Raw genomic sequence first — 21,638 nt, 5'->3', positions numbered from 1 at the left:
TCGCACCCCACCAGTCTTCCGTGCTGCCAACCTGCCGACCGTCCCGCCGAGGCACCGTGCCCGCCTACCTGTTCGCGTACCAGCTCGAATACGGAATCATTTCGCGGCTGGGGTGGTCCGGCGCCGACGACGCCGTGCTGTGTCACCAGTGCGACTTCGCCGGCTGCGTCAACCCGCACCACCTGCGATTGGGCAACCAACGCCTCCGGTGCGCCGAGGCGGCCGGACTTCCCCTCACCCTCTGGTAAGGCCGACCGCCGTCTCCGTCTCCGCCTTTACCATTGCGGCGGGGCGGGTTTCGGCTTTGCCGTGTGTGCCCTATTTGCTCAGGGGCTGGCTCCGCCACCGCCCGTCATCTGGTCGAGGATCGCCTGCTGTGCCTGCATTTCCTCCTCCTCGGTGATCTCACCACGTTCCCGGGCCTCCTCGAGTTCCTCGAGCGCCCGGCGGGCACGCGCCGGATCGTGCAACTCCTGCTCGACCTGCCGCTGGATCAACTCCGCCAGCGAGATCACCCCTTTGACCGGTTGCAGCGGCAAGGTGACGATGAACGAGAACAGACCCATGCCTCAGCCCTGCCCCTCCGGCTTCTGGGTCACCACGAAGTCGTACGCCGCCTGCGGTCCGAGCAGGCGCATCTCCACCCGCCCGTCCCAGTCCTGGGCCAGGTCGCCGAGCACCTGTTCGAGCTCGTCCTGACGCTCGACGTCGGCGAGGATCGCCACCTGCACGGCCTCCTCCTCGTGCGTTGGTTCGCGCACGTTCACGGAAGCGGCGAGGTCGTCGAGCGCCTCGACGACCCTGCGGGTGTCCTTTTCGCGTTTGGCGGCGATTGCGTTGCTCACCAGTTCCCCCAGTGCCATCCGTGCCTGCCGGCCCTCGTCCTCCGACTTGTCGCGAATCTCCTCGCGCAGCGCCGCCGCCTGCTCGTTCTCGTCGAGAATTTCCTGCAGGATCGCCTTCTCCACGTACCGGCCCTTCACGATGTACTGGGCCTTGCCCGCCAACTGCTCGAGAGCAGTACCGAACTCGTCCGCGTGCGCCGAGAGCAGTTCCTCCTGCACGGCGTCGGCGTCGCGGAGCACCGCACCGAACCGCAGCGGCAGCACCGGCGCCACCCCGGCCACCCCGTCCAGCAGGTCCGCATGCGCCCGCAGGTCCCCGGGTGCGCCGAGCGCCCGGTCCACCGACAGCCCGCTCACCAGGGCGGCGATGTCACCGTGCGTGATCACCTCCACGGTGCCGTCCGCGACCCCGGTCGCATCGTCGGCGACCTCGACGTCGGCCGGGACGATGCCGTAGACATACATACCGGTCGTTTGCTTCGTCTGCTCCGAGGTGGCCATCACCGGTCACCGCGCGTCGATTTGCGCGAGACTCGTTCCCGCTCCGGTTCTTCCTCTTCCTCCCCGCCCCCGAAGAGGCCGCCGAGCTTGTCGCCCGCCGATTCGAGCGCACCCTTCGTCTTGTGCTTGGCAGCGCCCTCGGTGGCGCCCGACACGATCTCGGACAGCCCCTTCGGTTCGCTGCCGATCTCGAGCCGGTTCACCGCCTCCGCGAACCGCAGGTACGTGTCCACGCTCGCGACGACGACTCGGGCGTCGATGGTCAGCAGTTCGATGCCGACCAGCGAGACCCGCACGTAGGCGTCGATCACGAGGCCCTTGTCGAGGATGGTGTCGATGACGTCGGCGAGACTACTCGAGCTGGGTCCACCTGCCGTGGTCATGCGCGTGCTCCCGTCCTACGCCGCGGTGTTGCCTTCTTCGCGGCAGTTTTCTTCGCGGGGGTCTTCTTCGCGGCGGCCCTTTTCGCGGGGGTCTTCTTCGCGGCAGTTTTCTTCGCGGGGGTCTTCTTCGCTGCGGCCCTCTTTACGGGTGCCTTCTGTGCAGCGGCCTTCTGGGGACGACGCCGGCGCGGCTCGGGACGGCGCCGGCGCGGCTTGGGCTCCTCCTCCTCAGGCTCTTCCTCCTCCGTCTCGTCCTCAGCGGACTCGTCCTCGTACTCGCCGGATTCCTCTTCCGGCTCCTCTTCCGGCTCTTCCTCCTCGTACTCGCCGGACTCGTCCTCAGCGGACTCGTCCTCGGATTCCTCGTCCTCGTACTCGCCGGACTCGTCCTCCGGCTCCTCTTCCGGTTCCTCGTCCTCGTACTCGCCGGACTCGTCCTCCGGAGGTTCCTCGTCTTCGGGTTCTTCGTCTTCGTACTCGCCGGACTCGTCCTCAGCGGTCTCGTCCTCGGGTTCTTCGTCTTCGTACTCGCCGGACTCCTCTTGGTCCTGCGGCTCTTCGTCGTCGGCCGATTCCTCGTTGTCGTCCTCGGACTCCTCGGGTTCGACGACCTTGCCGTCCCGGATTTCCCCGCGCCACCCCACAACCTCGTCAGGATGAAGAACGGACTGCGTCATGACGTGGCGCCCGAAGTGCTTCAACTCCAAGCGCGCTCGCCGACCCTGTGCCCGCCACAGGTTCCCCGTCTTCTCGAACAACCCCTTCGGGTGATACTCGAGAATCAACACGATGCGGGTGAGATCGGGGGTCACCTCGTGGAACGTCACCGCACCGTCGATGAAACCCTTGGCGCCCTTCGACCGCCACACGATCCGCTCATCCGGAACCTGCTCGAGGATCGACGCCTCCCAGGTGCGATGCGAAAGGAAGATCTGCGCTTTCCACTCGAGCTTCTCGTCCGCTTCCTGCTCCACCCGCTCGACCTTCTTCATGAACGACGGAAAATCGGCGAACTGGGTCCACTGGTTATACGCCAGTTGGACCGGCACCCCGACATCGATCGTTTCGACGATGTTGGTCAACTTGAGCTTCTTGCCCTTACCGCCACCGCCGCCGGTGACCGCGTCCTTCACATCCGACGCCGTGTCCTTCACCTTGTCGGTCAGCCCGGAGAACAGCGACTTGCCGTCGCCCTTCCCGTCACCGTTGCCGTTGCCGTTGCCGTTGCCGTTGCCGTCGCCGTTGCCGTTGCCTTTGCCGGTGACGGCGGACAGCAGGCTTCCACCGCCGCCCTCGGCGTAGTCGGTCAGCCGGCCGGTCGCGCCCGCCACCTTGTCGGAGACGGCGGCGACGGCCTTGTCGGTCACGGTGCCGAGCAGGCCCTGCGCCGCCTTCTGCAGGGGTGAGATCGATGCGGTCTCACCGGACGCACCGGAAACGTTCTTACGCAGCTTCTTCGCCGCACTGTCAAGATTCGAGGTCATCGCTGATCACTTCCGGGCGCGTCGTACGGGTACGGAATCGGTCGTCGCCTTCGCGCGCGTCCTGCGGGCCCGGGACAGCTCGTCCTCGTCCTCGTCGTCATCCTTCGTCGACGACCGCGACCGGGACCGGGTGGGCCGGGAACCACCGCCCGCGGAGGACCGGCGGCGCGGGGTCGGCCGCCTGCTGGCGCGGGGCGTCTGTTCGGAATCGTCGTCACCGGGCTCGTCGGCGCCCTCGTCCTCGTCCTCGTCGTCCTCGTACTCGTCGTCGGGTTCCTCGTCACGGGCCCGCTTCGACTTCCTCTTCCCGCCCGCTGCCTCGCCGAGGCCGCCGAGGAGGTCCTCACCCGACTGCAGCCGGGTGTTGAGCGAGTCGATGCGCTGGCTGGCCGCGGTCACCGCGGCCGCCTTCGCGGCATTCATCAGCTCCTTGCGGACCGTCGCACCGAGCTTGGCGACCTCGGGGGAATCGGCGAGCAGCTTGCGGCCCTCGTTGAGAACACCCAGCGACCCGCCGGGAAACCGTCTGCTGGCCCCGAACCCGGCGAGCATCAGCGCCAGCTTCATCTTGTGCGTGCGGCCCAACATGTAACCGGCACCCACGGCCATGGCCATCTGGCCCTTGCTTGTCATCGCCCAACCCCTTCGTCGAGTGGATGTGGTGGTGCACCTCGGCGCCGACGTCGGTCTGTGAGCGGATCCTGCGCGGTGGGGGGCGCATCTCCGCCGACTACCCCGAGGCAGGGCCACTCAATCGGCCGCCAAAAAGGAAACCGCAGTTCGGCCGCGAAACGGTCCGACCGGTCGGTGGCTCCTGTCGACGACGACGGTGTGTTCCGGTGCTCATCGTGGCGCCAGGGATGGTGTCGGTCTGTCCACCGCGGTATGGCCATGCGAGCATCGGGGTCGCCAATCGCGCACGGGGATCCAGGTGACGCACCCGCCTTTGGTGGGGCGAAGCTGTGTGCGGGCGACGATGAAGTCGGAGGGCGCCATCGGCCCGAGGATCCGCGGGGTGACCCGGTTGTCCCAGTGTTCGGCCAGCTCCCCGACGACCCATTCGAGTTCGCCTTGCCAGTTCACCTCGAGCAGGACCGCGATCTGCACGACCTCGATGATCACCACCTCGGTGCGGCCCGCCTTGTCACCGGATCGTCTCGGCGGGCGGTGTCGTAGCCGTCGGCGAGGGGATCTCTGGGTCGGTCGCGCCCCGGTTTGAACTGCTGGTTACGGGGAAAGCGTCACGTGTTCACAGGACGAGTGCCCCGCAAAGGGTGCGCGGAATGTCCACCGTCGTCGCGCCGCGTCCGGAGCCCCGTTCACCGCAGGAGTCGGGGACTTCCATGGATGAGGTGAGCACGATGAACAAACTCGCAGCGCGCACGGCCATCGCGACGGCAGTGATTGCTCCCGCGATGGTCCTTGCGGCAGGGACCGCGTCGGCGGTGCCGGCGTTGAGCGTCGGGGCCGGCGCGTCGGGAACCGTGACCGTCACGGTGCCGGCCGGCGAGAACTGGACCTGCTTCGGCTTCGACTCCGGCTTCAACCTCAAGACCGGTGCGTTTGCGCCCGGTGTCGGGACGTTGAGCGGCTTCGCGAAAGACTCGACGGTGACCGTCTTCTGCTTCGGCGGCACCCCACCGTTCTTCTTCACCGGCAGCGTGATGGTGAGGTAACCGGTCGACCGCCCCCGGGGCCACGGGCACGAGGGGTCCCGGGGACGGTCTCGAACTGGTTCGGCAGGCCACGGGTCTACCGGCCCGATCCCACCCGGCCCCGGGGTGGGCGGTCAGGCCGGGTCCGCGGTCAGGCCGTCGGTGTCGGCGAACACCAGCCGCCCGTCGTCGAGGGCGACCGCCCACCGGTGCACCGGCGCCCAGAGGTGCCCCCGCTCCCCGGTGTCGGTCAGCGCGGCGAAGTCCTCCACGATTCGACCGGTCTGCGCCGGGCCGGAGGGCCGGCGCACCAGCACCCGCGCGCCCACACTCAGCGCCGCGGGCCCGGGTTTCGGGGTGTGCGTGCTCTCGGACATCGGTCGGCCCCTTTCCACTCCGGCCACGCGCCCGCATCATAAGCCGCACCGAGGTCACGGTGCTGCCACGCCTTCCCCGGGGGCCTGGCGGCGAATCCGGCGTAGCCGGACCGGATCCGGGTACCCGCACAGTACGTTGTCCCGGGGCTCGCGCCAGACCCGCCGGGGCAGCCAGCCCCGGTTCCGGTCGCTAACCCCTTCGGCCGCGCGGGGCGCCCTCCGTCGTACGCGCCGAGGCCCGGGTGTTCGCCCACCCCGCCCCGGCCGCGTGCGACCTCCCCGGACAAACCCACGAGCCCGTCCCGCACATCTCACAAGAGGAACGACTCGACCTGATCAGGCATGATGCCCCGCCTCCCGTGGATGGATGAGGACGAGGCCCCGCGCGGAGATCATGACGCCCGAGTCGGGCTCGTGTCGATCGCGGCATGCAGGACAGGGCATACCGATTGGTATTTATTTCCAGCAGCGCTGCGGTCAAGTCAAGTCTTCGGTCTCGGCGGTCGCGGCATTCGCCTTGATCGACGCAATACCGTTTTGAGCCGCGGCCTTCGAGGTGTAGCCCTGACTTGCCGCGATGATTTCGCCGTTTGCTGCCTTCAGGTGAAATCGGAACTTGTCGCCGGCGTCCTTGAAAAGCTCGAACTTCGCAGTCATGGATCCTCCTCCGGTAGGTCCACGCGGGCCGCGGGCATCGTGGACTTTCACGGTAAGACGACGGGTGACCCTGCTACAGCGGAACCCGCAATTCGTCACGACCGACCCATCCGGCGCACCTCGCCGGTGAGCTCCGTGCGCGCGCCGAGCGCTGCGGCCAGTCCTTCCCTTCACCCAGGCGGGCTACCACCCGCTGGTCTCGCCGTCATCCCGCACAGGGGGCTTCGGGGCGTGGTGGTGGGGCGATTCCTGAGGGCGCCGCTGGATCCGCTGTGCACGGGCGTTCTCGTGGTCGACGATCGCGTCCTGCCACTCCCGGTCGGTCACTGCGTCGTGACCACACGGGCAGGGTACTCCGAGCCGGGTCCCGATCTGCTCCCATGTCATGCCGTCAGCGAGGGCATCGATCACCGCCCGGGCCAGGACTTCGTCGCGCTGCTCGTCCCGCACCGGCGCGGCCGGCGCGTCGTCGGATACCTCTGCGGAGTCCTCCAGCCGATCGGTGTGGTGGTGGGCTGACTCGTCCATCCAGCGACGATATCGGGTGCCGGGCCCGCGGTGGGCAAGCCCTCGATACTGCCCCGACGGCAGGCCCGCTGATCGTAGAGTCCGATTCCGCCCACGCATCCGACATCGGCAGACAAGGGAATTGGGAGACACGGGATTTGGGAGGCACGGACAACACCGGCTCGGTCGGTGCCGGCCCCGATGGTGCCGCCACCGTGCGGTTCAGGCCGGGTAGGCGACGTCGTTCGCCGGTAGACGCTGCTGCGGGTGCGTGTCCCCGGGAGCGGTGGTCGTCGGGCGGTGCCGGCGGGCGGCGAACTGGCACAGGTATCGGCCGGTCGCCGGATCGGTCAGGCCCGGCAGCAGCATCCGCCACATCACCGTCATCTGCTGCGCCGACCTTCCTTCATGGCCGGGGACACCGGCGTGCAGGCGAACACCGTAGGCCGCGTCGACCAGGAGCGGGGCGAGTTTCTCGGCGTCGACGTCCGCGCGGAGATCACCCTCCGTCCGGGCCCGGTGCACCAACTTCCGGCACGTCTGCGTCCAATCCTCGAAGACGGTGTTCGGTGTGGTGCCGCGGTAGTCGCCGATCTCGAGGACCAACCGAAACGCGGCGCCGATCATCGGGTCGGCGGACCGGTCGTGGGCGAGGGCGTAGGTGAATTCGATCAGCGCCTCGACCGCACTTGTGTACGGTTTCATCCGTCCGGTGCAGATCTGGTCCAATTCGGTGAACCCCGCATCGATCACGGCGCGCGCGAGTTGTTCCTTGGATTTGAAATGAAAGTAGAGGCCACCTTTGGTGGCGCCCACTCCGACGAGAATGTTTTCCAGTGTCGCCTGAACATAGCCGTTCCGGACGAATTCCTCGGCCGCACATTGCACCACCGCATCCCGGGTGAGTTGTCCCCGCTTCCGGGTTTTGATGGCCATTCCCGCCCCCCTTTTCGAACTGCCGGTGCAGTAGTACCCCTTTCGCGCGGGCTGAACCTTCGGCCTGCAGGGACGGGGCTGGGACGAGCGTACCGCGGCGGCCGCGCTGCCTTCATCGTCCATGCTGGTCTCGGGGGCGTAGTTGCCCGCTCGTGGCGGCGGCTCGGCTCCCACCTGGTGAGCCGAGCCGCTACCGCGTCAGGGCCGTCTCCGGCCGATCAACCGATTCCGATGCCGCCGCCGAACATGACGCTCAGCCACTTCAGGAACGCCTCGAACGCGACGGAAAAGTCAACACCTGCAGAACCCATGAAATATTCAACTCCTCGTCTCTGTGTTGCCAACCACGGAATCGTCGATCCCGCTTACTCACATATCGCCCGCGAGCACCTCCGATGTTTCATAAAATCCGAAATAAGTTGAGCTTTTCGAACTGGACGAAAGACCACTTCAATTGGACGATCGCTCAAAATATGGAAATGGACGAGTGATCAGAATCGGGAAACTCTCCGTCAATTCGAGGAGTGGGATAAATTTCGGCTTTGACGGTGTCGTAACGAGGCCGTGGCGCCGAATGGAAATCGTTACCCGCCGCGCCGCAACGGTATGCGTTCCCGGGGCGATACAGAGGCCGGGGGCGGGACGGAGTGGGGTGGCCGCGCGTCGACAGTGACGGATCCCTGAAATCAAGGAAGTACGAGTGCTCGGTATGAACATGTTCTGGATGGTCGCGGCGTTGGTCGTGACATTGCTGGTCGTTGCGCTGTCTCTCGCGGCGGCGGTCGCCGCGGACGCGCGGTCCCGGCGCTCGGGCCGTCAGCTGGCCGCCCGGCGGGCCGCGGGGGCCGGGCCCGGGCCGCGGGCGGGGGTGCTCATCACGGACAAGGTGCCTGCGGATCGGGATTGGCCCCGGGTCGCGACCCTGGCGTGGGCGATCTGCGGCGCGGCCTCGGGCATCGCGGTGGCGTTCGTCGGCGTGCTGATCCTCGTGGGGTGAGAGCGGCCCTTCCGCCGCACGCCGGCCGTTTCCGGGTGGCTGGGCGCTGAACGGGACACTGTGGCCTGGAAACTGGGGGCGAAGATGTTGATCCGCGTCGGGTGACCCGCCGCGGCCGCTTACGCTCAGCGCATGGGGAAGAAGCTTCCCGCCGATCAACGTCGCAGGCAACTGATCGAGGCGGCGTTGACGATCGCGGCAGAGCAGGGGATCGCCGCGCTGACGGTGCGCCCCCTCGCCGCCGCGGCCGGGGTTTCGATGGGGGTGGTGCACTATCACTTCACCGACAAGGACACCCTCCTCACCCACCTCGGGCAAACCCAGATTCTGCAGGTTAATGAGGGAATGCGGGCGGCGTTCGGGCAGTACACCGAACCCGGTGGGCTGTCGGGGACCGCGGCCCTCGAGGATTTACTGCGCGCCGGAATCCGCGGGCTGTGGCCGATCATCGAAGCTACCCCCCACCGCCAGCTGTTGACCTTCGAGATCACCGCCCACGCGTTACGGCAGCGCAGCGCCGGCAACGTTGCGGCCGGGGCGATCGCCCAGCAGCAGTACGACATCATGGACGCCGAGACCGTCGCGTTTCTCACCCTCTGCGCCGGCCGGACCGGTGTCGAGTGGGGGACTCCGGTCGATCAGGTCGCCCGGTTCGCGCTGGCGGGCATGAACGGGCTGGTGTTGCGCTGGCTGGTCGACCGAGACAGCGAGGCCGCCCTCGCCGCCCTTGACGACCTGGTGCAGATTCTCGCCGCCAAGGCTCGAGACCCCGCACCCACGGTGTAGTCGGCGCTGCGCCATGTCCGCAACACCTCCTCAGGGAACGAGGTGAGCACGGAACGACGGGGCGGGCTTCACCACCGGATCCCCGCCACGGCCACGGCGATCGCGGCTGTGAGACCGACACCGGTCACACACGCCCACACGAGACTGCTGTAGGCGGACCCGACCAACACACCCATCGGTACCGCCACCCCGGCCACCGCGGAACACACCGGCACCAGGACAGCAGATCTCCTGACCACTACCGACACCGCGACAAACCGGCGGGCAAGTGGGGATGTCAGGGCTGTGGGACCTCGACGTGATCGGGGAGCTTGTCGCGCATCTGGTCCAGTTGCTGCTCGATACGGTCGACGGCGCTGTCGTTGTTGAGGACGGTGACCATCCCGGCGGCGAAGGCGATCGAGATGACGATCGCCAGCGCGCTCAGCACCAGGCCGGCGATCGCGACACCCTTGCCGGTGATCCCCACCCGGCGGGCCGCCCGCAGACCAAACACCCCGAGGACCAGCCCGACGATCCCCAGGACCAGCCCGACCGGGGAGAGGATCACGATCAGCACACACACGAAAGCGGCCACCCCGAACGCGAGCGCGAACGCGGCGGCCGCACTGGTCCGGGCGGGCTTGGTCACCACCCGCTGCTCCTCGACCGCGACGGGCCTGTCGTCGACGGGACGGTCGTCGACCCCGGGCTCCACCCGGCGCGGGTCGTCGCCGTCGCGGCCGGTCAGTGGTCTGTTCATTGCTACCTCCGTGTCGGAATCGAATCTCTCCGCGGTCACCCCTCGTTCGGACCGGGCAGGGTGTGTCCCGCTCGTCGAGCGGTGTCACGTGGGGGAAGCATGCCCGGATCCCGCCGTTTCCAACCGGAAGGCTGCGGTATCGCGGTCGTGAGCGGACCCCTCGTCCAGGTCCCTGGGGCCCGATCACCCTTTTCATCTTCATGTCGGGACGAGCCCAACGGCGCACAGTGCCGATTGCTCCGAAAGCGTTTGATGGGCCGACAGATCTGCTCCCCACCGCGGTCGAGTGCCCACCGGATTGCCGCGGCTTCCCTGACGATCGGTAGCGGGATCCGCGGGTTCGTGTCACCCTCGGGGAGGCCCGCTCACGTCACCACCCGCCTCGTCAGGAGTGACCGTCATGTCCGACCCCGCCATTGAGCACCCGAAACACGTCGAGCACCGGACAATGCTGCGTCGGGTGCAGGATTGCACGACCGCGATGCGCCGATGGCTGGCCACCGGCAACAACAGCGCGGAGCTGATGGCGTACCTGCGGGCCCAGCCGGTGGACAGTGGCTGGCTACGTTCCTATCGGCGCCTGCACCGTGACCTCGAGCGGTCCGTCGGTGATGCCCACCAGCTCGAGACCCAACTCGAGGAGGTCGGCCCCCGGCCGCGGTGAAAGACGCGACCCTGGGCCGGCAGGGACGCGGCCGGAGACCGCTGTCCGCAGGCGTAGCAGCAAGTGGCGGCGGAGTCAGCCGAACGCGCAGCGGCAGCGGTCGATCATGCACCGGGCCCGGTTCGGGAAATCGGTGTCCGCCCGGCCGGCGAGTTTTTCGCCGAGGACCTCGAGGGTGGTCAGCCACCATCCCATCTCGGCGACACCGTCTTGCCGGTTCCCGCACATCTGGGTGAAGACCAGCACCGATCCGGTGCACCCGTCGTCGGCGATCTCCCACCGCACCGCGGTGTCGCCGGTGGTGTACTCGAGCAACGTCGGTGGGAGGGCGCGCGGTCGCACGCGAGCCAGGCGTGGGGGACGCCGCAGCCGTGTCAGCACCCGCCAGATCCGCGAGGGATCCTGGTCGAGGTGACGTTCCAGGCGCAACCGGAACCGCCCCAGTTCGTCGACGGTCACGACATCGGTCACGAGGTTGATCTCCTCCGGCACCCCGACCTTCGGTTCGACACTTTCATCCCTATCACGGACACCTCCGGACTCATCGGCGGTGACCGACGCGGGGACCCCCGCACGCTCTTTCCTGCCGGGTACCCGCACCTTCCAGTGGCTACCCGATGCCGGCCCGGCGACCGATAACCCGGTTTCGCCGCCCGGCCGTCGACGTGCGTCGCGGGATCCGGGTTGTTCCGGGTTGATCGTCTGGCATAGTGAACGCCCGTGCTGACCCCGGCATCGTCGACCTGCTGATCCCGGCACTGTCGCCTGCTACCCGGCACCGACCCCCTGATCGTGAATGACCCCGCGACCAGGTCTCGGCGGCGAACCGTGCGCTGCAGCAACCCCCAACCGATCGGTGAGCTCAGCGAACTGCCTGGATAACCTCCCGAGACACTGATGCCGGTGGACCTGCCCATGCACCGGCTCTGCGGGAGTCCGCATCACCCCCGCAGCGTCACCGGGGGGTGAGGGCGCGGTCGGCGAGGGCGGCGATCACGGGGGAGAGTGCTTGCGCGTGTTCGAGCGTCAGGTGGTTGTCGTCGCGGTACACGAGGTCGTTGCCGACGACGACCGGGCAGCGCTCGGCGGTGCAGAACAGGGCGGTGAGATCGGCGTACCGTCCGCCGCCTGCCGCGGTGGCGGCTGCCTCGGCCGCGACCCCGGCGTCGTCGACCGCTACCGGCCGTGGCGGTGAGCAGGCAGTCGCGTCGTCGAGGTGCGCCGACAGGCACGTCGGCACGGTCGACTGCGGATCCGGGACGGGCCCGAGGACGAGGACGGACGCACCCGTGGCCCGGAGTTCCGTGACCAGTCGGGTCAGGCTGTCGAGCCAGGGCCTGCCGTACACGCTGAAACCGAAATCGGCGCCGTACCGCCGGGACATGCTCAGCACGACCAGGCGGGGCCGTTCGGTGCGCAGCCGGTCGAGGATCTCGCCTCGCCACTGCTCGCACTCGCTGTATTCCCGTCCGAGATAGGGGCTGGTGAGGGGCAGATCGAGGAGCGGGCAGGTGACCTTGCCCATCGTTTCCAGCCGCCAATGGCGCTGCTCGGCGGCCGCTTCGAACGCCGGGGCCCACATCGCGGCATGCGAATCCCCGACCAGCGCCACCGTCGTCGCGGACGCCACGTCACCCGATGCGCACTCGTCCTGCCCCACCTCGAGCCACGACCGTACGCAGCCGTTGACGAACACCGCAGGCTTGTCTGCCGGTGCGTCGGCGAGCGGTGGCGACAGATTCGACGGGACCGCCTGCAGCGCAGCAGCGTCCGCGACCGCCGACTGCACCTGCGCGGTCATGTCGTTCACCGCCGCGTCACGAGGATCGATTGCGGGAGTAGCCGATTCGACCGGTGTCGAGACGGTGAGGGCTGCGGCGGCGGCGCCGTGACCGACCGGGACCGGTCGCGCCACCAGCAGCACCAGCGCCGCACCGACGGCGACGGCGGTGACGGCTCCGCCGAGGACGAGGCTGCGCGAGGCCGAGCGGCGCAGCGGAGCCGCGAAGCGGACCGGGTTCTCGACCAGGGCCAGTGTCAGTCCGGCCAGGCCTGCGGACACCATGACCATCGCCAGCCGATCGGTCAGATCGAGAGAGCGGCCGAGCACGATCGGCGCGAGCAGCAGCACCGGCCAGTGCCAGAGATACCAGGAGTAGGACACCCGCCCGACGGCCCGCATCGGCGGCAGGGACAGGCCCCGGCCGACTCCCAGCCGCGGTGCCGCACAGCCTGCGCCGATCACCAGTACCGTGCCGAGAACGGGCAGCAGCGCGGCGGTGCCGGGGTAGGGTGTCGTCTCGCCCAGCCGAACACAGGCGAAGACGATCAGTGCAAGACCCGCCCAGCCGGCGGCCGCGGCGACCACCGGCGGCAGGCGCCGCCAGTGCCGAACCGACAGCGCGACCAACCCACCGGCGGCCAGCTCCCACGCGCGGGCGGGCAGCGAGAAGAACGCCCACGGCGGCAGCGTGCGGGTCCAGTCGAGCGAGACCGCGAACGACACCGCCGCGACCACGGCGAGGACGAGCAGATACGGGGTCGCCGACGGTGCGTGGTCCGGGCCGAGGCGTCGTGTCCGGCGCCGCACGAGCCAGGCGACCCCGATGATCAGCGCAGGCCACAGCAGGTAGAACTGCTCCTCGACGCCGAGCGACCAGTAATGCTGGAACGGCGACGGCGGCGTGTCGGCGGCCAGGTAGTCGGTGCCGTGCAGCGCCAGCCGGTAGTTACCGACGTAGAGCGCGCTGGCGATGCCGTCGCCGAGGACCGCGCGGGCCTGGAGCGGGGGAAGGAGCACGGCGGCGCCGATCGCGGTGGCCACCAGCACGACGCACCCGGCGGGCAGCAGTCGCCGGGCACGGGCGCCGTAGAATTCGGCCAGCCCCACGCGGCCGGTGGCCGCCACGTCCCGCCACAGCAGACCGGTGATGAGAAACCCGGAGACGACGAAGAAGACGTCGACACCCGCGAACCCGCCGTCGATCCCGGGCACACCCGCGTGGAAGAACACCACGGCCAGCACCGCGACGGCCCGCAAACCCTCGATATCGGTCCGGAACCCGCGCGCCGGCGCCCGCACACCGCCGGAACCGGTGTCCCCGCCCTCCGGTCGGTGCCGCCGAAAACGCCGCGGCCGGTCCGGAACAGTAACGATGCTCATCCGAGCACCCACGATCGACGCATGAGTCGAGCCCCTCTGTGCTGGGGCCGCCGGGGCCACCGAACCGAACGACTCAGAAAGATACATCGGCATGCCGCTCGAGGTGAGACGGCCGCTCCACGGCGTCGAGGAACCCGGTCCCAGGCCGCTGCGACACATGGTGATGGTACGGGCGAGCTGTCCGTGGGTACTCGGTGAACGTCGAGTTCTCCGGCTCGACCGGCGGCACCGCAGTCCCTGTCCGGGATGCGCGTGCCGGCGGACAAAGTCGGGGTAGTGCAACCCGGAGGTCGGGGGCACCGAAAGCGGAAGAGGTTTTGCGTGCACCCTATCGAGGAGCCCACGGATCGCCCCCGACCAGGACCCGGTGCCGACGTCGCCAATGACGATCCGATCGTCTGGCCCGACCCCAGTCCGCTGGACCTGTGGTGGCGGCGGGTGATGGCCGAGAGCCTCAACCGGTCCAGCACACCGGTGCCAGTGTCGCCGACCCCGGCGCGTTCCCCCCACCTGCAACCGCGGGCCGGATAGCACGCGGACGGGGCGCAGAGGTCACACCTCTACGCCCCGTAACCCGGCGGTGGGTGAACTTTCTACGGACGGTGGCCGGGATCGGTGCCGTACGTGGTGGTGGTCGTGGCCGGTGCCGTGGGCGTGCGGATGTCGTTGCGGCGCTTGAGGCCGGCGAGTCCCAGCAGACCGGCCAGCCCGAGCAGTCCCCACAGTCCGGTGTTGTCGCCGCCGTCGTCGGTGTCGGTGGAATCGTCTTGCGCCTGCTCAGTGGCGGCCGGGACGTGGGCGGCCGCTGGTGTGGCGGCCTGGGCGAGTCCGGCACCACTGAAGGCGAGGGTGGTCGCGGTGAGGGTGGCAACAATCGTCTTACGCATCGGTTTCTCCTGATCTTCCTCGAGTGACGAAACGCGGTCCCACCATCGGTGGGCGCCATTTCCGCTCGGTCAGAGATCCAAATACCCCGATCGATCACACCCCAATCAGAAATACTTCAAGCTGGTAGGCAAAAAATCTGTTCCACTCGACACATATCTGAGACACGGAGACGGCTCTTGCCCCCGGAGACACGGAGAGCAGTGTCCCTCTGTTGCAGGTCCGGCATTCCGGCCTTCACAGCCGAGGTGGAGGTTGCCTGGGGCATCGACTGGTTTCCCGTGCCCATGCGGCCAACCACCCGATCTCCATGGCCGCGTCCAGCAGATATATTTTCGGTATTCTGCCCGCCGGAACGTAGACGAGGTCGATCGTGAGCAATACCGTAGCGGTGGCCACCCCCAGATCTCGTGCACACCGCCACCCTTCCGTAGTGTCCGACGAGAGTATCTGCACGACACCGTTGCCGGTGAGCAGGCCGCCGACGGTGTAGAGCAACCATCGATCGTTCTTCGTCCCGAAGAGTGCTTCGAAGCTCCGGCGATGCAGCAGGGGCCACAGGCCACCGAGCGTGTTGAACAGGCCGTGCGCATGTGCGATGGAAGTACCACCCGGAAGGCCACCGCGGTGCCATGTGCCCATTCTCGCGGATACCCGCTCGATCACCGGGTGAATCCGTGGACGGCGGCCGGATGGAAGGGGATCGGAAGGCCGGCAGATCTGGCTGTCGGGGTGAAGCCGAACGGTCCAGCCCGCAGAGCGGGTGCGGCCTGTGCACGGGCGCCCGGCCGGTGGACGGGGGACGGCGGGTATCGGCGTGCACACCCGAGACGCCCGTGGTGGAGCGGACCGTCAACTATGTCCTCGGTGCTGACGCGGACTCCGCCGCCACCCGGTCATATCGCCGGGTGTCTTTGGCGTCGAAGTAGTCACCGCCCTTGCGTTTCGCGTCGTCGGTTCCCCGGTCCCGGTGGGACGGAACGGGTTCCATGCGGGGAATGTGCTTGCGGCAGTGAATGTATGCCTCTTTGACCTCCACCACCACCCACCGCTGCGGGATGCGACCCGGCGCGCCGTCGCCCGGTAGATCCGGGAGTTCGGAGCGCAGCACCTCGTCCTCGACGATCCGGGCCGCGCCGTTGATGTGCAGTCCGATCAGATTGTGGACGAAATCGACGAGCACGAGTCCGACGTGCGGGTTCTCGGCGATGTTGCCGAGACTGGCCATCACTCCGTTGCCTCGGTACTCGGGGTAGGCGAGGGTTGTGGGGTCGATCACGTGCAGGAATCCGGGTGCGCCGGTGCGCAGGCTGTTGTCACATTCGCCGGCCGCGTCCGCGGTGGCGACAAACGCGATCTCCTGGCGGCCGACGAAGTCGATCATCGCCGGAGTGAGGTGGTCGAGCACCTGTTCGGCATAGAACCGGGCGGCACGCTCGACGGTGCCGTACCGATGCTGGAGGTGTCGTTCTCCGCCGCTACTGATCTGCCTCATCTGTCTCTCCATTACGGTTCGGCATCATTGGCCGGTTCACCCTACGGGACCCGCGGGTGCGTCGCGGCGCGCAGCAACACGGGCGACGTGAGGTGTGTGATCGAGCTGCACCGCGAGCCCGGCACACCGGTGGCGTGAGCTGCAACACATAACGGCTCGGTAACGGAAGGGCAACGGCTCCGGGATGCGCCTGTCCCATCGCCATGAGCTGGGTCGGGTCCTTGCGCGCCCAATGCGGCCTCGCAGGAGGCGAAGACACTTCGCGTTATCAAATGGTGACATTGTGGCGTTCGGCCGTTACGGTCGTCTCCGGTCGATGAAACATCGGCCACGTCCGGCCCGCCGCGCCAAACCTCGTCCCGCGGGTACCGGAGTCCCGACGAAGCATTCCAGGGACGAGGACGGGGGACCCAAAGTCCTCCAGGAAACGCAAGTTCCCAGACGGACACCGGTCCGAATGTGCCTCGCACAGTCGGATCTTGGGGTGAAGCCAGACCCTCTCCAGCCAGGAGAGGCGAGGCCGGGCGACCTCTCAGCCCGAACCCGACAGCTGACCTCGCAGGCGCGTGTGGAGAGGATCTCGACCATCATGAGCGGACGCCATCGCAAGCCCACCACCACCGGCCGCACCGTCGCCAAGGTCGCCGTCACCGGCGCCATCATGGGCGTCGCCGGAGCAGCCTTCTCGGGCACCGCGAACGCGGCACCCGACTCCGACTGGGACCGCCTCGCGCAGTGCGAGTCCGGCGGCAACTGGGGCATCAACACCGGAAACGGCTTCCAGGGCGGACTCCAGTTCTCCCCGAGCACCTGGAACGCACACGGCGGAACCCAGTACGCAGCCACCGCCAACCAGGCCTCGCGTGAACAGCAGATCGTCGTCGCCGAGAAGGTCCTCGACTCGCAGGGCTGGGGCGCATGGCCGTCCTGCTCCTCGAGCCTCGGCCTGAGCAGCGCACCCACCCAGCGCACCGCACCCGCCACCGTGCCCGAGGCCCCCGCGGCGCCGGCACTCCCCGACCTCACGGGCGGCGTCCCCAGCACCAACGGCGGCACCTCGCAGTACGCGGGCGTCGTCGACAGCGCGATCGAGGCCGTCAAGGCCCAGGGCATCGCCATCGATCCCCAGATCCTGCAGCTCATCGACGCCAACAAGGGACTGCTCCCGCAGTAGACCCCCGCAACTCACAGAAGAGGGGCCCTGCACCGATCCGGTGCAGGGCCCCTCTTCTGTCGCCTGGTCAGCGGTTGCGGTTGATCACCGTGTGCGGGTGCGCGTACGGCAACGACTCCGCCGGCAACGGGAACTCGGTGTCCTCGTCGAACGGGGGACAATCCGCCCGTGCGGGTCGACGACAGGTTCGTCACAACCCGGGGGCGACGTCAAGTGGCGAGTCCGGCCCGACCGCAGCCAGATGCGGTGGGCGGTGCACCCGTTCACCTCCGGAGCCAGGTGAGGTTGTCGGCGGAGCGGGTCGTGATCGGTCCCGGGCACAGCGACGCGACCGACCGCGACCCCGTCGCCGGCGTCCGGACGTCCGCGGCCACTCGTGGTGGAGGCCGAGGGCCTGGTCCGGACCGCTAGGTCACCAGTCGTTCGAGTGGTTGGCCGGTTATCGCCGCGATCAGGTCGAAATCCTTGTCCAGATGCAGAACGACTCGGTTGCCGATCTCCGCGGTCGCCGCGATGAGCAGATCCGGGATCGACGGTGCGCGATGTTGACCCCGTTCTGCCAGTTGCCGTTGCACCTCCAGGGCGCGGTCTTCGATCGCGGGTGTCGAATACTCCAGGGGCATGGCCGATAGCGGTGGGGTGCGTCGTCCCCGCGTCAGGTCGTGGGCGGTACGGGCCGAGTAGCCGACCTCGAGCAGCGTGACGGTGCAGATGTGGACGAGACCGCGCTGGATTCGATTGGCCCACTGTTCGGCGTCCGGGGTGGTGCCCAGGCGCACCATCGCCGACTTGTCGATGAGCCACGTGGGGTCACTCATGACCAGGCGTCGCGCATGACTTCGTCGTCGGCCAGGTCGGGGAAGTCTTGGGCGAACCGCACCAGGTCGGCGGTCGACACCGTGGTGATGGTGCGACGCGCCTCCTGCTGCAGCTGACGACGCAGGAATTCGGTGCGCGAGATCCCGAGGCGGGCAGCGTGCTCGTCGAGCAGTGCCAGGTCCTCCGCTGGAAAGTTGCGGATCAAAACGTCGGACATGACTACCTCCTTGATATCATATGATATCACTACCCGGGTTCGGGGCTCGCATGCCAACGCGCTCCCTCTGCAACACAGCAGCAGCGGGTGAGTACCCACCTGACGGCTTCGGTTCAGCATGGCCGCGGACCTCGCGTGTGGCGATCGGAAACGCCCCCCGCAAGCCGACCCTCATCGCCGGGTGTTGGCCGCTATCAACTCGGCGCTGGAGAACTCGGCCAGGCGGTAACAGCATCACCACAGTCCATGCCGGCGTTACGATCGGACCATGGGACTGGTCGCTGCGGCGCGAGCGTTCATACGGGCCGCCTACCGGCTCGTTCGTTTCCCGTTCCACCGTGGGGTGAAAGCGTCACGCCCGCAACTCGATCTTGGTACTGGCGCGGCTCCGTGCCGACGACGTCCTGGTGATCACCCGGCTGGACCGGCTCGGTCGGTCGATGCTGCATCTGATCACACTCGGCGCCGACCTGCGGGAGCGCGGCATCGGGTTGAAGGTGCTCGAGCAGGGGATCGATACCGCCACTGCCGAGGGCCGCGCGATGTTCGGCATGTTGTCGGTCCTGGCCGAGTTCCAGCGCGAGTTGATCGTGGCGAACACCCGCGACGGGCTGGCCGCCGCTCGGGCCCGCGGCCGGAAGGGTGGCCGGCCCTCGAAGCTCAGCTCGGACCAGATCGAACTGGCTCAACGCCTGTACGACGCGGGCGATCACACCGTCGCACAGATCGCGGGCATGCTGAAAGTGCCGCGCACCACGGTCTATGGACATCTGGACAAAAAGCCTCGCCGGCCTCCGCAGGCAGCGCCGCCAGAACCCACGCCACCCCTCCGGTCCCCCCCGCATCTGCCCGACATGCGGGCACGAACCCACAACTCGTGCCGAAGCAGCGCACCAACGTGCCGACCTCGCGGTGACCTGGCTCCACCCCGATCCCGATCACCGCGGAACGATCACCACTCGACACCACTGCCGGCACTGCGAACCCGGGCAACTTGCATTCGACATCGCCTGCAGCGTCTGCGGCGACGGCCCCATCCTCGCCGATCAACTTGCCGAGCTGGCCGTGGATGGTGACCTGATCAAGCCGGTTCAACGTTGGCTCGTCGCAGCCGGCTGGACCGTCACCCCGGATCTTCTATGCCCGGACCACGCATGAGACACCAAGGGAATCCGCTGCAGCGGACACCCGCCAGGTCACGTACTACAACGCAACGCCAGTAAGACGCGGAAGCGCCCCGATCCGGTCACGGGTTCGGGGCCTTCCACGTCGGATAATTCGCAGGATCATCCCTCGGTCTATCCGGTGGTACCGCTCTCGATGAGTCCGAGATCGGCGTAGCCGCTACTGGTGCCGGGATCGGTGTAGGTTCCGGGATCCGCACCATAACCGCCGACGTCGGCTGGATCGGTGTAGCTGCTGCCCGCACCGGGGCCCGCGTACGTCGTGCCCGGATCGGTGTAGGTGGTGCCCGGATCGGTGTAGGTAGTGCCCGGGTCGGCGTAGGTGGTGCCCGGATCGGTATAGGTGGTCCCCGGATCGGTGTACGTCGCGCCCGGATCGGTGTACGACGTCCCGGGATCGGTGTAGGTGCCGGGATCCGCACCGGTACCACCGACGTCAGCTGGAGCGGGTGCGCCGTGCGGAGAATCGGGCATCGGTGCCACGGGTGCGGTTTCGATCGGTGGTGCCACGGGTGCGGCTTCGATCGGCGGTGCCACCGGTGCGACCTCGACCGGTGGTGCCACGGGAGCATCGTGACCGCTCATCGTCGTCTGGTCGCTTCCGCCATGCCCAGCATCGGGCATCTGGGCAGGAGGTGCGGGTGCAATGAGTGCCGGAGAGGGCGCCTCGGGCACCGGTACCGGAGCAGCGGGGGCCACGACCACCGGTGCATCCGCGGCCGGTGTTACAGGCGCGGGCGGGACCTCGACTGCGGGCGCAGGACGCGGAGGAAGGGGCGCCGGCAGGGCGGGGCCGAGTGGAGGGAGGCCCAGCGGCGTCAGGTCGGGGCCTGGGGGTGGTTCGAGGATCGAGGGCTGCTCGGCTGCGGCGGGGTTCTGCGGACCGGGCGCCGAATCGGGTTGGGGAACGGCCGCTGGGGCGGCACCACCGGGGGTGGGGGTGCCGGTACGGCACCGGGGGATGCGGCGGCGGGCGGTGCAGGTGGTGCAGGTGCCTCCGGTGCGGCGGCGGCGGGCACCGCGGGGGCTTCGATGGCGGGCTTCGGGTCGAACCGCGGGCCGTACTCGACCGGCTTGTCGCCGCCGTAGCGGGCCCAGAGGTATCCGGCGCCGAGGGCGAGCACCGCGACTCCGATCAGGGTTGCCCCGGCGGTGCTGGTTACTGCGCCTCCGACGACCCTTGCGCCTCTGAGGGCCCATCTGCCTGCATTTGCGAGGCGGGTGAGTGCGCTGGGTGGAGGGGTTTCGAGCGGGGGTATCGGTGAGCTGGGGCCGAATTTGGGTAACGAGGGTAGACGCTGAGCCTGCAGTCGTCTCAGTGCTTCTTTGCCCAGTTCGGATAGTTCTTTCGTGGGGGGTTCGGACATCAGACGTTCCTTGTTTGTGCCCTGGGTGTGCCTTCGTTTTGGGTGGAGCACCTCGTGGGGCGTCGTCCACGCTCGTCCCCTGGAACAGTGGCCAAAACGCCCCCTAGTGCTGACACTTCGCACCCAGAGGGGGCCTGGTTCTCACCCTGGGGTTGCTGCAGATCACGCCACACGGCAAGCGCCTCCGCTCCCGATCACGGGTCGGGTGCTGGCTGCGTCAGTGCCTGGCGGCTGATGTCGATGTCCTCGGCGGACAGCTCGCCGTTGATCACCTTCTCCACGTTGGTGAGCGTGTGCCCATTCTCGGTGAGCTGGCCAGGTAGGTTGCGCCGACAAGGGACCGCGGATGGTTTCTTGGGTCTGCTACATACCTATCCGGGATGAATGGCGGTACGCGCTGGTCGAGCTGCAACGATAGTGAATGGGCGCTGGCTGATTCGTCCGAGATATCCCGCTGGCGCGGCCCGAACGAATACGGCACATTTCGAGTATCGCGCCCCACCAGCCGGAGACGATCGACGGAGCGCCCGTCACCGACGGGATGGTCCAGCAGTGGGCAGACGAGGCCGAGGCCGGTTACGACGTCGAAAAGCTGCGCAAACGCGGCCGACCGACCATCGGGGACGGCCCCGGTGCAGTGGTGCCGGTGCGGATGGACGAGGCATTGTTGAAGGCCTTGAACGCGCGTGCCGAGCAGGAGCATGTTTCTCGCTCCGAGGCGATTCGAGAAGCGGTGCGTGCCTGGACCCAGGTCGCGTGAAGGCGCATAAATCTGCGCTCAAACACGGGATCAGCGAAAA

Annotated in this window: 26 protein-coding genes, 2 pseudogenes and 1 riboswitch; of the genes and pseudogenes, 8 read left to right on the top strand and 20 right to left on the bottom strand. The window is 68.1% G+C overall.

Annotated features, from left to right (window positions below; all coding sequences use genetic code 11):
* Nucleotides 1-16: 16 nt before the first annotated feature.
* Nucleotides 17-248: pseudogene (locus tag I1A62_RS02210) on the top strand (hypothetical protein); the annotation flags it as partial.
* 78 nt (nucleotides 249-326) lie between these two features.
* On the opposite strand, the gene I1A62_RS02205 reads toward I1A62_RS02210, so the two are convergent.
* The 6 genes from I1A62_RS02205 to I1A62_RS45730 all read right to left on the bottom strand — a co-directional run bounded on the left by I1A62_RS02205 (nucleotide 327) and on the right by I1A62_RS45730 (nucleotide 4,338).
* The gene (locus tag I1A62_RS02205) at nucleotides 327-566 is read right to left on the bottom strand and encodes a gas vesicle protein GvpG (RefSeq protein WP_219453821.1); all 240 of its coding nucleotides are present in this window, start codon (nucleotides 564-566) and stop codon (nucleotides 327-329) included.
* A 3-nt stretch (nucleotides 567-569) separates the two neighbouring features.
* A complete protein-coding gene (locus tag I1A62_RS02200) occupies nucleotides 570-1,346 on the bottom strand; it encodes a GvpL/GvpF family gas vesicle protein (protein WP_219453819.1) in 777 nt (258 codons plus the stop codon).
* Entirely contained in the window at nucleotides 1,346-1,729 is a 384-nt protein-coding gene (gene gvpJ, locus I1A62_RS02195) for a gas vesicle protein GvpJ (RefSeq protein WP_072951758.1), read from the bottom strand. The genes I1A62_RS02200 and gvpJ overlap by 1 nt, the downstream gene beginning before the upstream one ends.
* Nucleotides 1,726-3,213, bottom strand: a complete 1,488-nt coding sequence (locus I1A62_RS02190; RefSeq protein ID WP_219453817.1) for an SRPBCC family protein — start codon at nucleotides 3,211-3,213, stop codon at nucleotides 1,726-1,728. Before I1A62_RS02190 ends, gvpJ begins: the two co-directional genes overlap by 4 nt.
* Before the next feature lie 6 nt (nucleotides 3,214-3,219).
* Nucleotides 3,220-3,846, bottom strand: coding sequence for a hypothetical protein (locus I1A62_RS02185; protein WP_219453816.1), 627 nt, complete (start codon nucleotides 3,844-3,846; stop codon nucleotides 3,220-3,222).
* A 210-nt stretch (nucleotides 3,847-4,056) separates the two neighbouring features.
* A complete protein-coding gene (locus I1A62_RS45730; RefSeq protein WP_257890366.1) occupies nucleotides 4,057-4,338 on the bottom strand; it encodes a hypothetical protein in 282 nt (93 codons plus the stop codon).
* Nucleotides 4,339-4,574: 236 nt separating this feature from the next.
* Between I1A62_RS45730 and I1A62_RS02175 the strand changes: the two genes are divergently transcribed.
* Nucleotides 4,575-4,889 carry a hypothetical protein gene (locus I1A62_RS02175; RefSeq protein ID WP_219453815.1) on the top strand — a complete coding sequence of 105 codons (315 nt, stop codon included), beginning with the start codon at nucleotides 4,575-4,577 and terminating at the stop codon, nucleotides 4,887-4,889.
* A gap of 113 nt (nucleotides 4,890-5,002) precedes the next feature.
* On the opposite strand, the gene I1A62_RS02170 is transcribed toward I1A62_RS02175, so the two are convergent.
* The 4 genes from I1A62_RS02170 to I1A62_RS02155 form a co-directional block, all read right to left on the bottom strand.
* Complete coding sequence (locus tag I1A62_RS02170) at nucleotides 5,003-5,245, bottom strand: hypothetical protein (RefSeq protein WP_219453814.1); 243 nt, start codon at nucleotides 5,243-5,245, stop codon at nucleotides 5,003-5,005.
* Between the two features lie 477 nt (nucleotides 5,246-5,722).
* Entirely contained in the window at nucleotides 5,723-5,902 is a 180-nt protein-coding gene (locus I1A62_RS02165; RefSeq protein WP_219453812.1) for a DUF1508 domain-containing protein, read from the bottom strand.
* A 183-nt stretch (nucleotides 5,903-6,085) separates the two neighbouring features.
* Nucleotides 6,086-6,430 carry a hypothetical protein gene (locus I1A62_RS02160; protein WP_219453810.1) on the bottom strand — a complete coding sequence of 115 codons (345 nt, stop codon included), beginning with the start codon at nucleotides 6,428-6,430 and terminating at the stop codon, nucleotides 6,086-6,088.
* 201 nt (nucleotides 6,431-6,631) lie between these two features.
* A complete protein-coding gene (locus tag I1A62_RS02155; protein ID WP_219453808.1) occupies nucleotides 6,632-7,345 on the bottom strand; it encodes a ScbR family autoregulator-binding transcription factor in 714 nt (237 codons plus the stop codon).
* A gap of 709 nt (nucleotides 7,346-8,054) precedes the next feature.
* Between I1A62_RS02155 and I1A62_RS02150 the strand changes: the two genes are divergently transcribed.
* The gene (locus I1A62_RS02150; protein ID WP_219455027.1) at nucleotides 8,055-8,342 is read left to right on the top strand and encodes a hypothetical protein; all 288 of its coding nucleotides are present in this window, start codon (nucleotides 8,055-8,057) and stop codon (nucleotides 8,340-8,342) included.
* A gap of 132 nt (nucleotides 8,343-8,474) precedes the next feature.
* Complete coding sequence (locus I1A62_RS02145) at nucleotides 8,475-9,128, top strand: TetR/AcrR family transcriptional regulator (RefSeq protein WP_219453806.1); 654 nt, start codon at nucleotides 8,475-8,477, stop codon at nucleotides 9,126-9,128.
* A 68-nt stretch (nucleotides 9,129-9,196) separates the two neighbouring features.
* On the opposite strand, the gene I1A62_RS02140 is transcribed toward I1A62_RS02145, so the two are convergent.
* Both I1A62_RS02140 and I1A62_RS02135 read right to left on the bottom strand, forming a co-directional pair.
* A complete protein-coding gene (locus I1A62_RS02140; RefSeq protein ID WP_219453804.1) occupies nucleotides 9,197-9,367 on the bottom strand; it encodes a hypothetical protein in 171 nt (56 codons plus the stop codon).
* 38 nt (nucleotides 9,368-9,405) lie between these two features.
* Nucleotides 9,406-9,870, bottom strand: a complete 465-nt coding sequence (locus I1A62_RS02135) for a DUF4190 domain-containing protein (RefSeq protein WP_219453802.1) — start codon at nucleotides 9,868-9,870, stop codon at nucleotides 9,406-9,408.
* A gap of 400 nt (nucleotides 9,871-10,270) precedes the next feature.
* On the opposite strand from I1A62_RS02135, the gene I1A62_RS02130 reads away from it, so the two are divergent.
* Complete coding sequence (locus I1A62_RS02130) at nucleotides 10,271-10,534, top strand: hypothetical protein (protein WP_257890365.1); 264 nt, start codon at nucleotides 10,271-10,273, stop codon at nucleotides 10,532-10,534.
* A 75-nt stretch (nucleotides 10,535-10,609) separates the two neighbouring features.
* Here the strand turns inward: I1A62_RS02130 and I1A62_RS02125 are convergent, their stop codons facing one another.
* The 4 genes from I1A62_RS02125 to I1A62_RS02110 all read right to left on the bottom strand — a co-directional run bounded on the left by I1A62_RS02125 (nucleotide 10,610) and on the right by I1A62_RS02110 (nucleotide 16,077).
* Nucleotides 10,610-11,005, bottom strand: a complete 396-nt coding sequence (locus I1A62_RS02125; RefSeq protein ID WP_219453800.1) for a hypothetical protein — start codon at nucleotides 11,003-11,005, stop codon at nucleotides 10,610-10,612.
* A 484-nt stretch (nucleotides 11,006-11,489) separates the two neighbouring features.
* Nucleotides 11,490-13,697, bottom strand: a complete 2,208-nt coding sequence (locus tag I1A62_RS02120) for an acyltransferase family protein (protein WP_219453798.1) — start codon at nucleotides 13,695-13,697, stop codon at nucleotides 11,490-11,492.
* 593 nt (nucleotides 13,698-14,290) lie between these two features.
* The gene (locus tag I1A62_RS02115) at nucleotides 14,291-14,584 is read right to left on the bottom strand and encodes a WGxxGxxG family protein (protein WP_257890364.1); all 294 of its coding nucleotides are present in this window, start codon (nucleotides 14,582-14,584) and stop codon (nucleotides 14,291-14,293) included.
* A gap of 854 nt (nucleotides 14,585-15,438) precedes the next feature.
* Entirely contained in the window at nucleotides 15,439-16,077 is a 639-nt protein-coding gene (locus I1A62_RS02110; RefSeq protein ID WP_219453796.1) for a pyridoxamine 5'-phosphate oxidase family protein, read from the bottom strand.
* Between the two features lie 367 nt (nucleotides 16,078-16,444).
* Nucleotides 16,445-16,658: riboswitch (cyclic di-AMP (ydaO/yuaA leader) on the top strand.
* An 8-nt stretch (nucleotides 16,659-16,666) separates the two neighbouring features.
* On the opposite strand from I1A62_RS02110, the gene I1A62_RS02105 reads away from it, so the two are divergent.
* Nucleotides 16,667-17,251, top strand: a complete 585-nt coding sequence (locus I1A62_RS02105; RefSeq protein WP_219453794.1) for a transglycosylase family protein — start codon at nucleotides 16,667-16,669, stop codon at nucleotides 17,249-17,251.
* Nucleotides 17,252-17,658: 407 nt separating this feature from the next.
* On the opposite strand, the gene I1A62_RS02100 is transcribed toward I1A62_RS02105, so the two are convergent.
* Both I1A62_RS02100 and I1A62_RS02095 read right to left on the bottom strand, forming a co-directional pair.
* Nucleotides 17,659-18,069, bottom strand: a complete 411-nt coding sequence (locus I1A62_RS02100) for a PIN domain nuclease (RefSeq protein ID WP_219453792.1) — start codon at nucleotides 18,067-18,069, stop codon at nucleotides 17,659-17,661.
* Nucleotides 18,066-18,287 carry a ribbon-helix-helix protein, CopG family gene (locus I1A62_RS02095; protein WP_219453791.1) on the bottom strand — a complete coding sequence of 74 codons (222 nt, stop codon included), beginning with the start codon at nucleotides 18,285-18,287 and terminating at the stop codon, nucleotides 18,066-18,068. Before I1A62_RS02095 ends, I1A62_RS02100 begins: the two co-directional genes overlap by 4 nt.
* 298 nt (nucleotides 18,288-18,585) lie before the next feature.
* Here I1A62_RS02095 and I1A62_RS47000 point away from each other — a divergent pair.
* Nucleotides 18,586-19,445 (top strand): annotated as a pseudogene (locus tag I1A62_RS47000) (recombinase family protein).
* A 140-nt stretch (nucleotides 19,446-19,585) separates the two neighbouring features.
* On the opposite strand, the gene I1A62_RS02085 reads toward I1A62_RS47000, so the two are convergent.
* The gene (locus I1A62_RS02085; RefSeq protein ID WP_219453789.1) at nucleotides 19,586-20,035 is read right to left on the bottom strand and encodes a hypothetical protein; all 450 of its coding nucleotides are present in this window, start codon (nucleotides 20,033-20,035) and stop codon (nucleotides 19,586-19,588) included.
* A 254-nt stretch (nucleotides 20,036-20,289) separates the two neighbouring features.
* A complete protein-coding gene (locus tag I1A62_RS02080) occupies nucleotides 20,290-20,595 on the bottom strand; it encodes a hypothetical protein (RefSeq protein WP_219453787.1) in 306 nt (101 codons plus the stop codon).
* A 784-nt stretch (nucleotides 20,596-21,379) separates the two neighbouring features.
* Here I1A62_RS02080 and I1A62_RS02075 point away from each other — a divergent pair.
* Nucleotides 21,380-21,598 carry a ribbon-helix-helix domain-containing protein gene (locus I1A62_RS02075; protein WP_219453786.1) on the top strand — a complete coding sequence of 73 codons (219 nt, stop codon included), beginning with the start codon at nucleotides 21,380-21,382 and terminating at the stop codon, nucleotides 21,596-21,598.
* The last annotated feature ends 40 nt before the right edge of the window (nucleotides 21,599-21,638 follow it).

Origin of the sequence: Rhodococcus sp. USK10, assembly GCF_019378875.1 — a bacterium.
GTDB lineage: Bacteria > Actinomycetota > Actinomycetes > Mycobacteriales > Mycobacteriaceae > Rhodococcus_F > Rhodococcus_F pseudokoreensis.
This window is presented reverse-complemented; position numbering and strand designations above follow the sequence as displayed.

Bases quoted from the DNA above. Each gene is read 5' to 3' on its own strand.
- I1A62_RS02175 (WP_219453815.1), top strand. From the start codon at position 4,575: ATGAACAAACTCGCAGCGCGCACGGCCATCGCGACGGCAGTGATTGCT.
- I1A62_RS02120 (WP_219453798.1), bottom strand. From the start codon at position 13,697: ATGAGCATCGTTACTGTTCCGGACCGGCCGCGGCGTTTTCGGCGGCAC.
- I1A62_RS02145 (WP_219453806.1), top strand. From the start codon at position 8,475: ATGGGGAAGAAGCTTCCCGCCGATCAACGTCGCAGGCAACTGATCGAG.
- I1A62_RS02200 (WP_219453819.1), bottom strand. From the start codon at position 1,346: ATGGCCACCTCGGAGCAGACGAAGCAAACGACCGGTATGTATGTCTAC.
- I1A62_RS02130 (WP_257890365.1), top strand. From the start codon at position 10,271: ATGTCCGACCCCGCCATTGAGCACCCGAAACACGTCGAGCACCGGACA.
- I1A62_RS02075 (WP_219453786.1), top strand. From the start codon at position 21,380: ATGGTCCAGCAGTGGGCAGACGAGGCCGAGGCCGGTTACGACGTCGAA.
- I1A62_RS02115 (WP_257890364.1), bottom strand. From the start codon at position 14,584: ATGCGTAAGACGATTGTTGCCACCCTCACCGCGACCACCCTCGCCTTC.
- I1A62_RS02205 (WP_219453821.1), bottom strand. From the start codon at position 566: ATGGGTCTGTTCTCGTTCATCGTCACCTTGCCGCTGCAACCGGTCAAA.
- I1A62_RS02170 (WP_219453814.1), bottom strand. From the start codon at position 5,245: ATGTCCGAGAGCACGCACACCCCGAAACCCGGGCCCGCGGCGCTGAGT.
- I1A62_RS02110 (WP_219453796.1), bottom strand. From the start codon at position 16,077: ATGAGGCAGATCAGTAGCGGCGGAGAACGACACCTCCAGCATCGGTAC.
- I1A62_RS02100 (WP_219453792.1), bottom strand. From the start codon at position 18,069: ATGAGTGACCCCACGTGGCTCATCGACAAGTCGGCGATGGTGCGCCTG.
- gvpJ (WP_072951758.1), bottom strand. From the start codon at position 1,729: ATGACCACGGCAGGTGGACCCAGCTCGAGTAGTCTCGCCGACGTCATC.
- I1A62_RS02160 (WP_219453810.1), bottom strand. From the start codon at position 6,430: ATGGACGAGTCAGCCCACCACCACACCGATCGGCTGGAGGACTCCGCA.
- I1A62_RS02150 (WP_219455027.1), top strand. From the start codon at position 8,055: ATGAACATGTTCTGGATGGTCGCGGCGTTGGTCGTGACATTGCTGGTC.
- I1A62_RS02135 (WP_219453802.1), bottom strand. From the start codon at position 9,870: ATGAACAGACCACTGACCGGCCGCGACGGCGACGACCCGCGCCGGGTG.
- I1A62_RS02105 (WP_219453794.1), top strand. From the start codon at position 16,667: ATGAGCGGACGCCATCGCAAGCCCACCACCACCGGCCGCACCGTCGCC.
- I1A62_RS02155 (WP_219453808.1), bottom strand. From the start codon at position 7,345: ATGGCCATCAAAACCCGGAAGCGGGGACAACTCACCCGGGATGCGGTG.
- I1A62_RS02165 (WP_219453812.1), bottom strand. From the start codon at position 5,902: ATGACTGCGAAGTTCGAGCTTTTCAAGGACGCCGGCGACAAGTTCCGA.
- I1A62_RS02190 (WP_219453817.1), bottom strand. From the start codon at position 3,213: ATGACCTCGAATCTTGACAGTGCGGCGAAGAAGCTGCGTAAGAACGTT.
- I1A62_RS02185 (WP_219453816.1), bottom strand. From the start codon at position 3,846: ATGACAAGCAAGGGCCAGATGGCCATGGCCGTGGGTGCCGGTTACATG.
- I1A62_RS02095 (WP_219453791.1), bottom strand. From the start codon at position 18,287: ATGTCCGACGTTTTGATCCGCAACTTTCCAGCGGAGGACCTGGCACTG.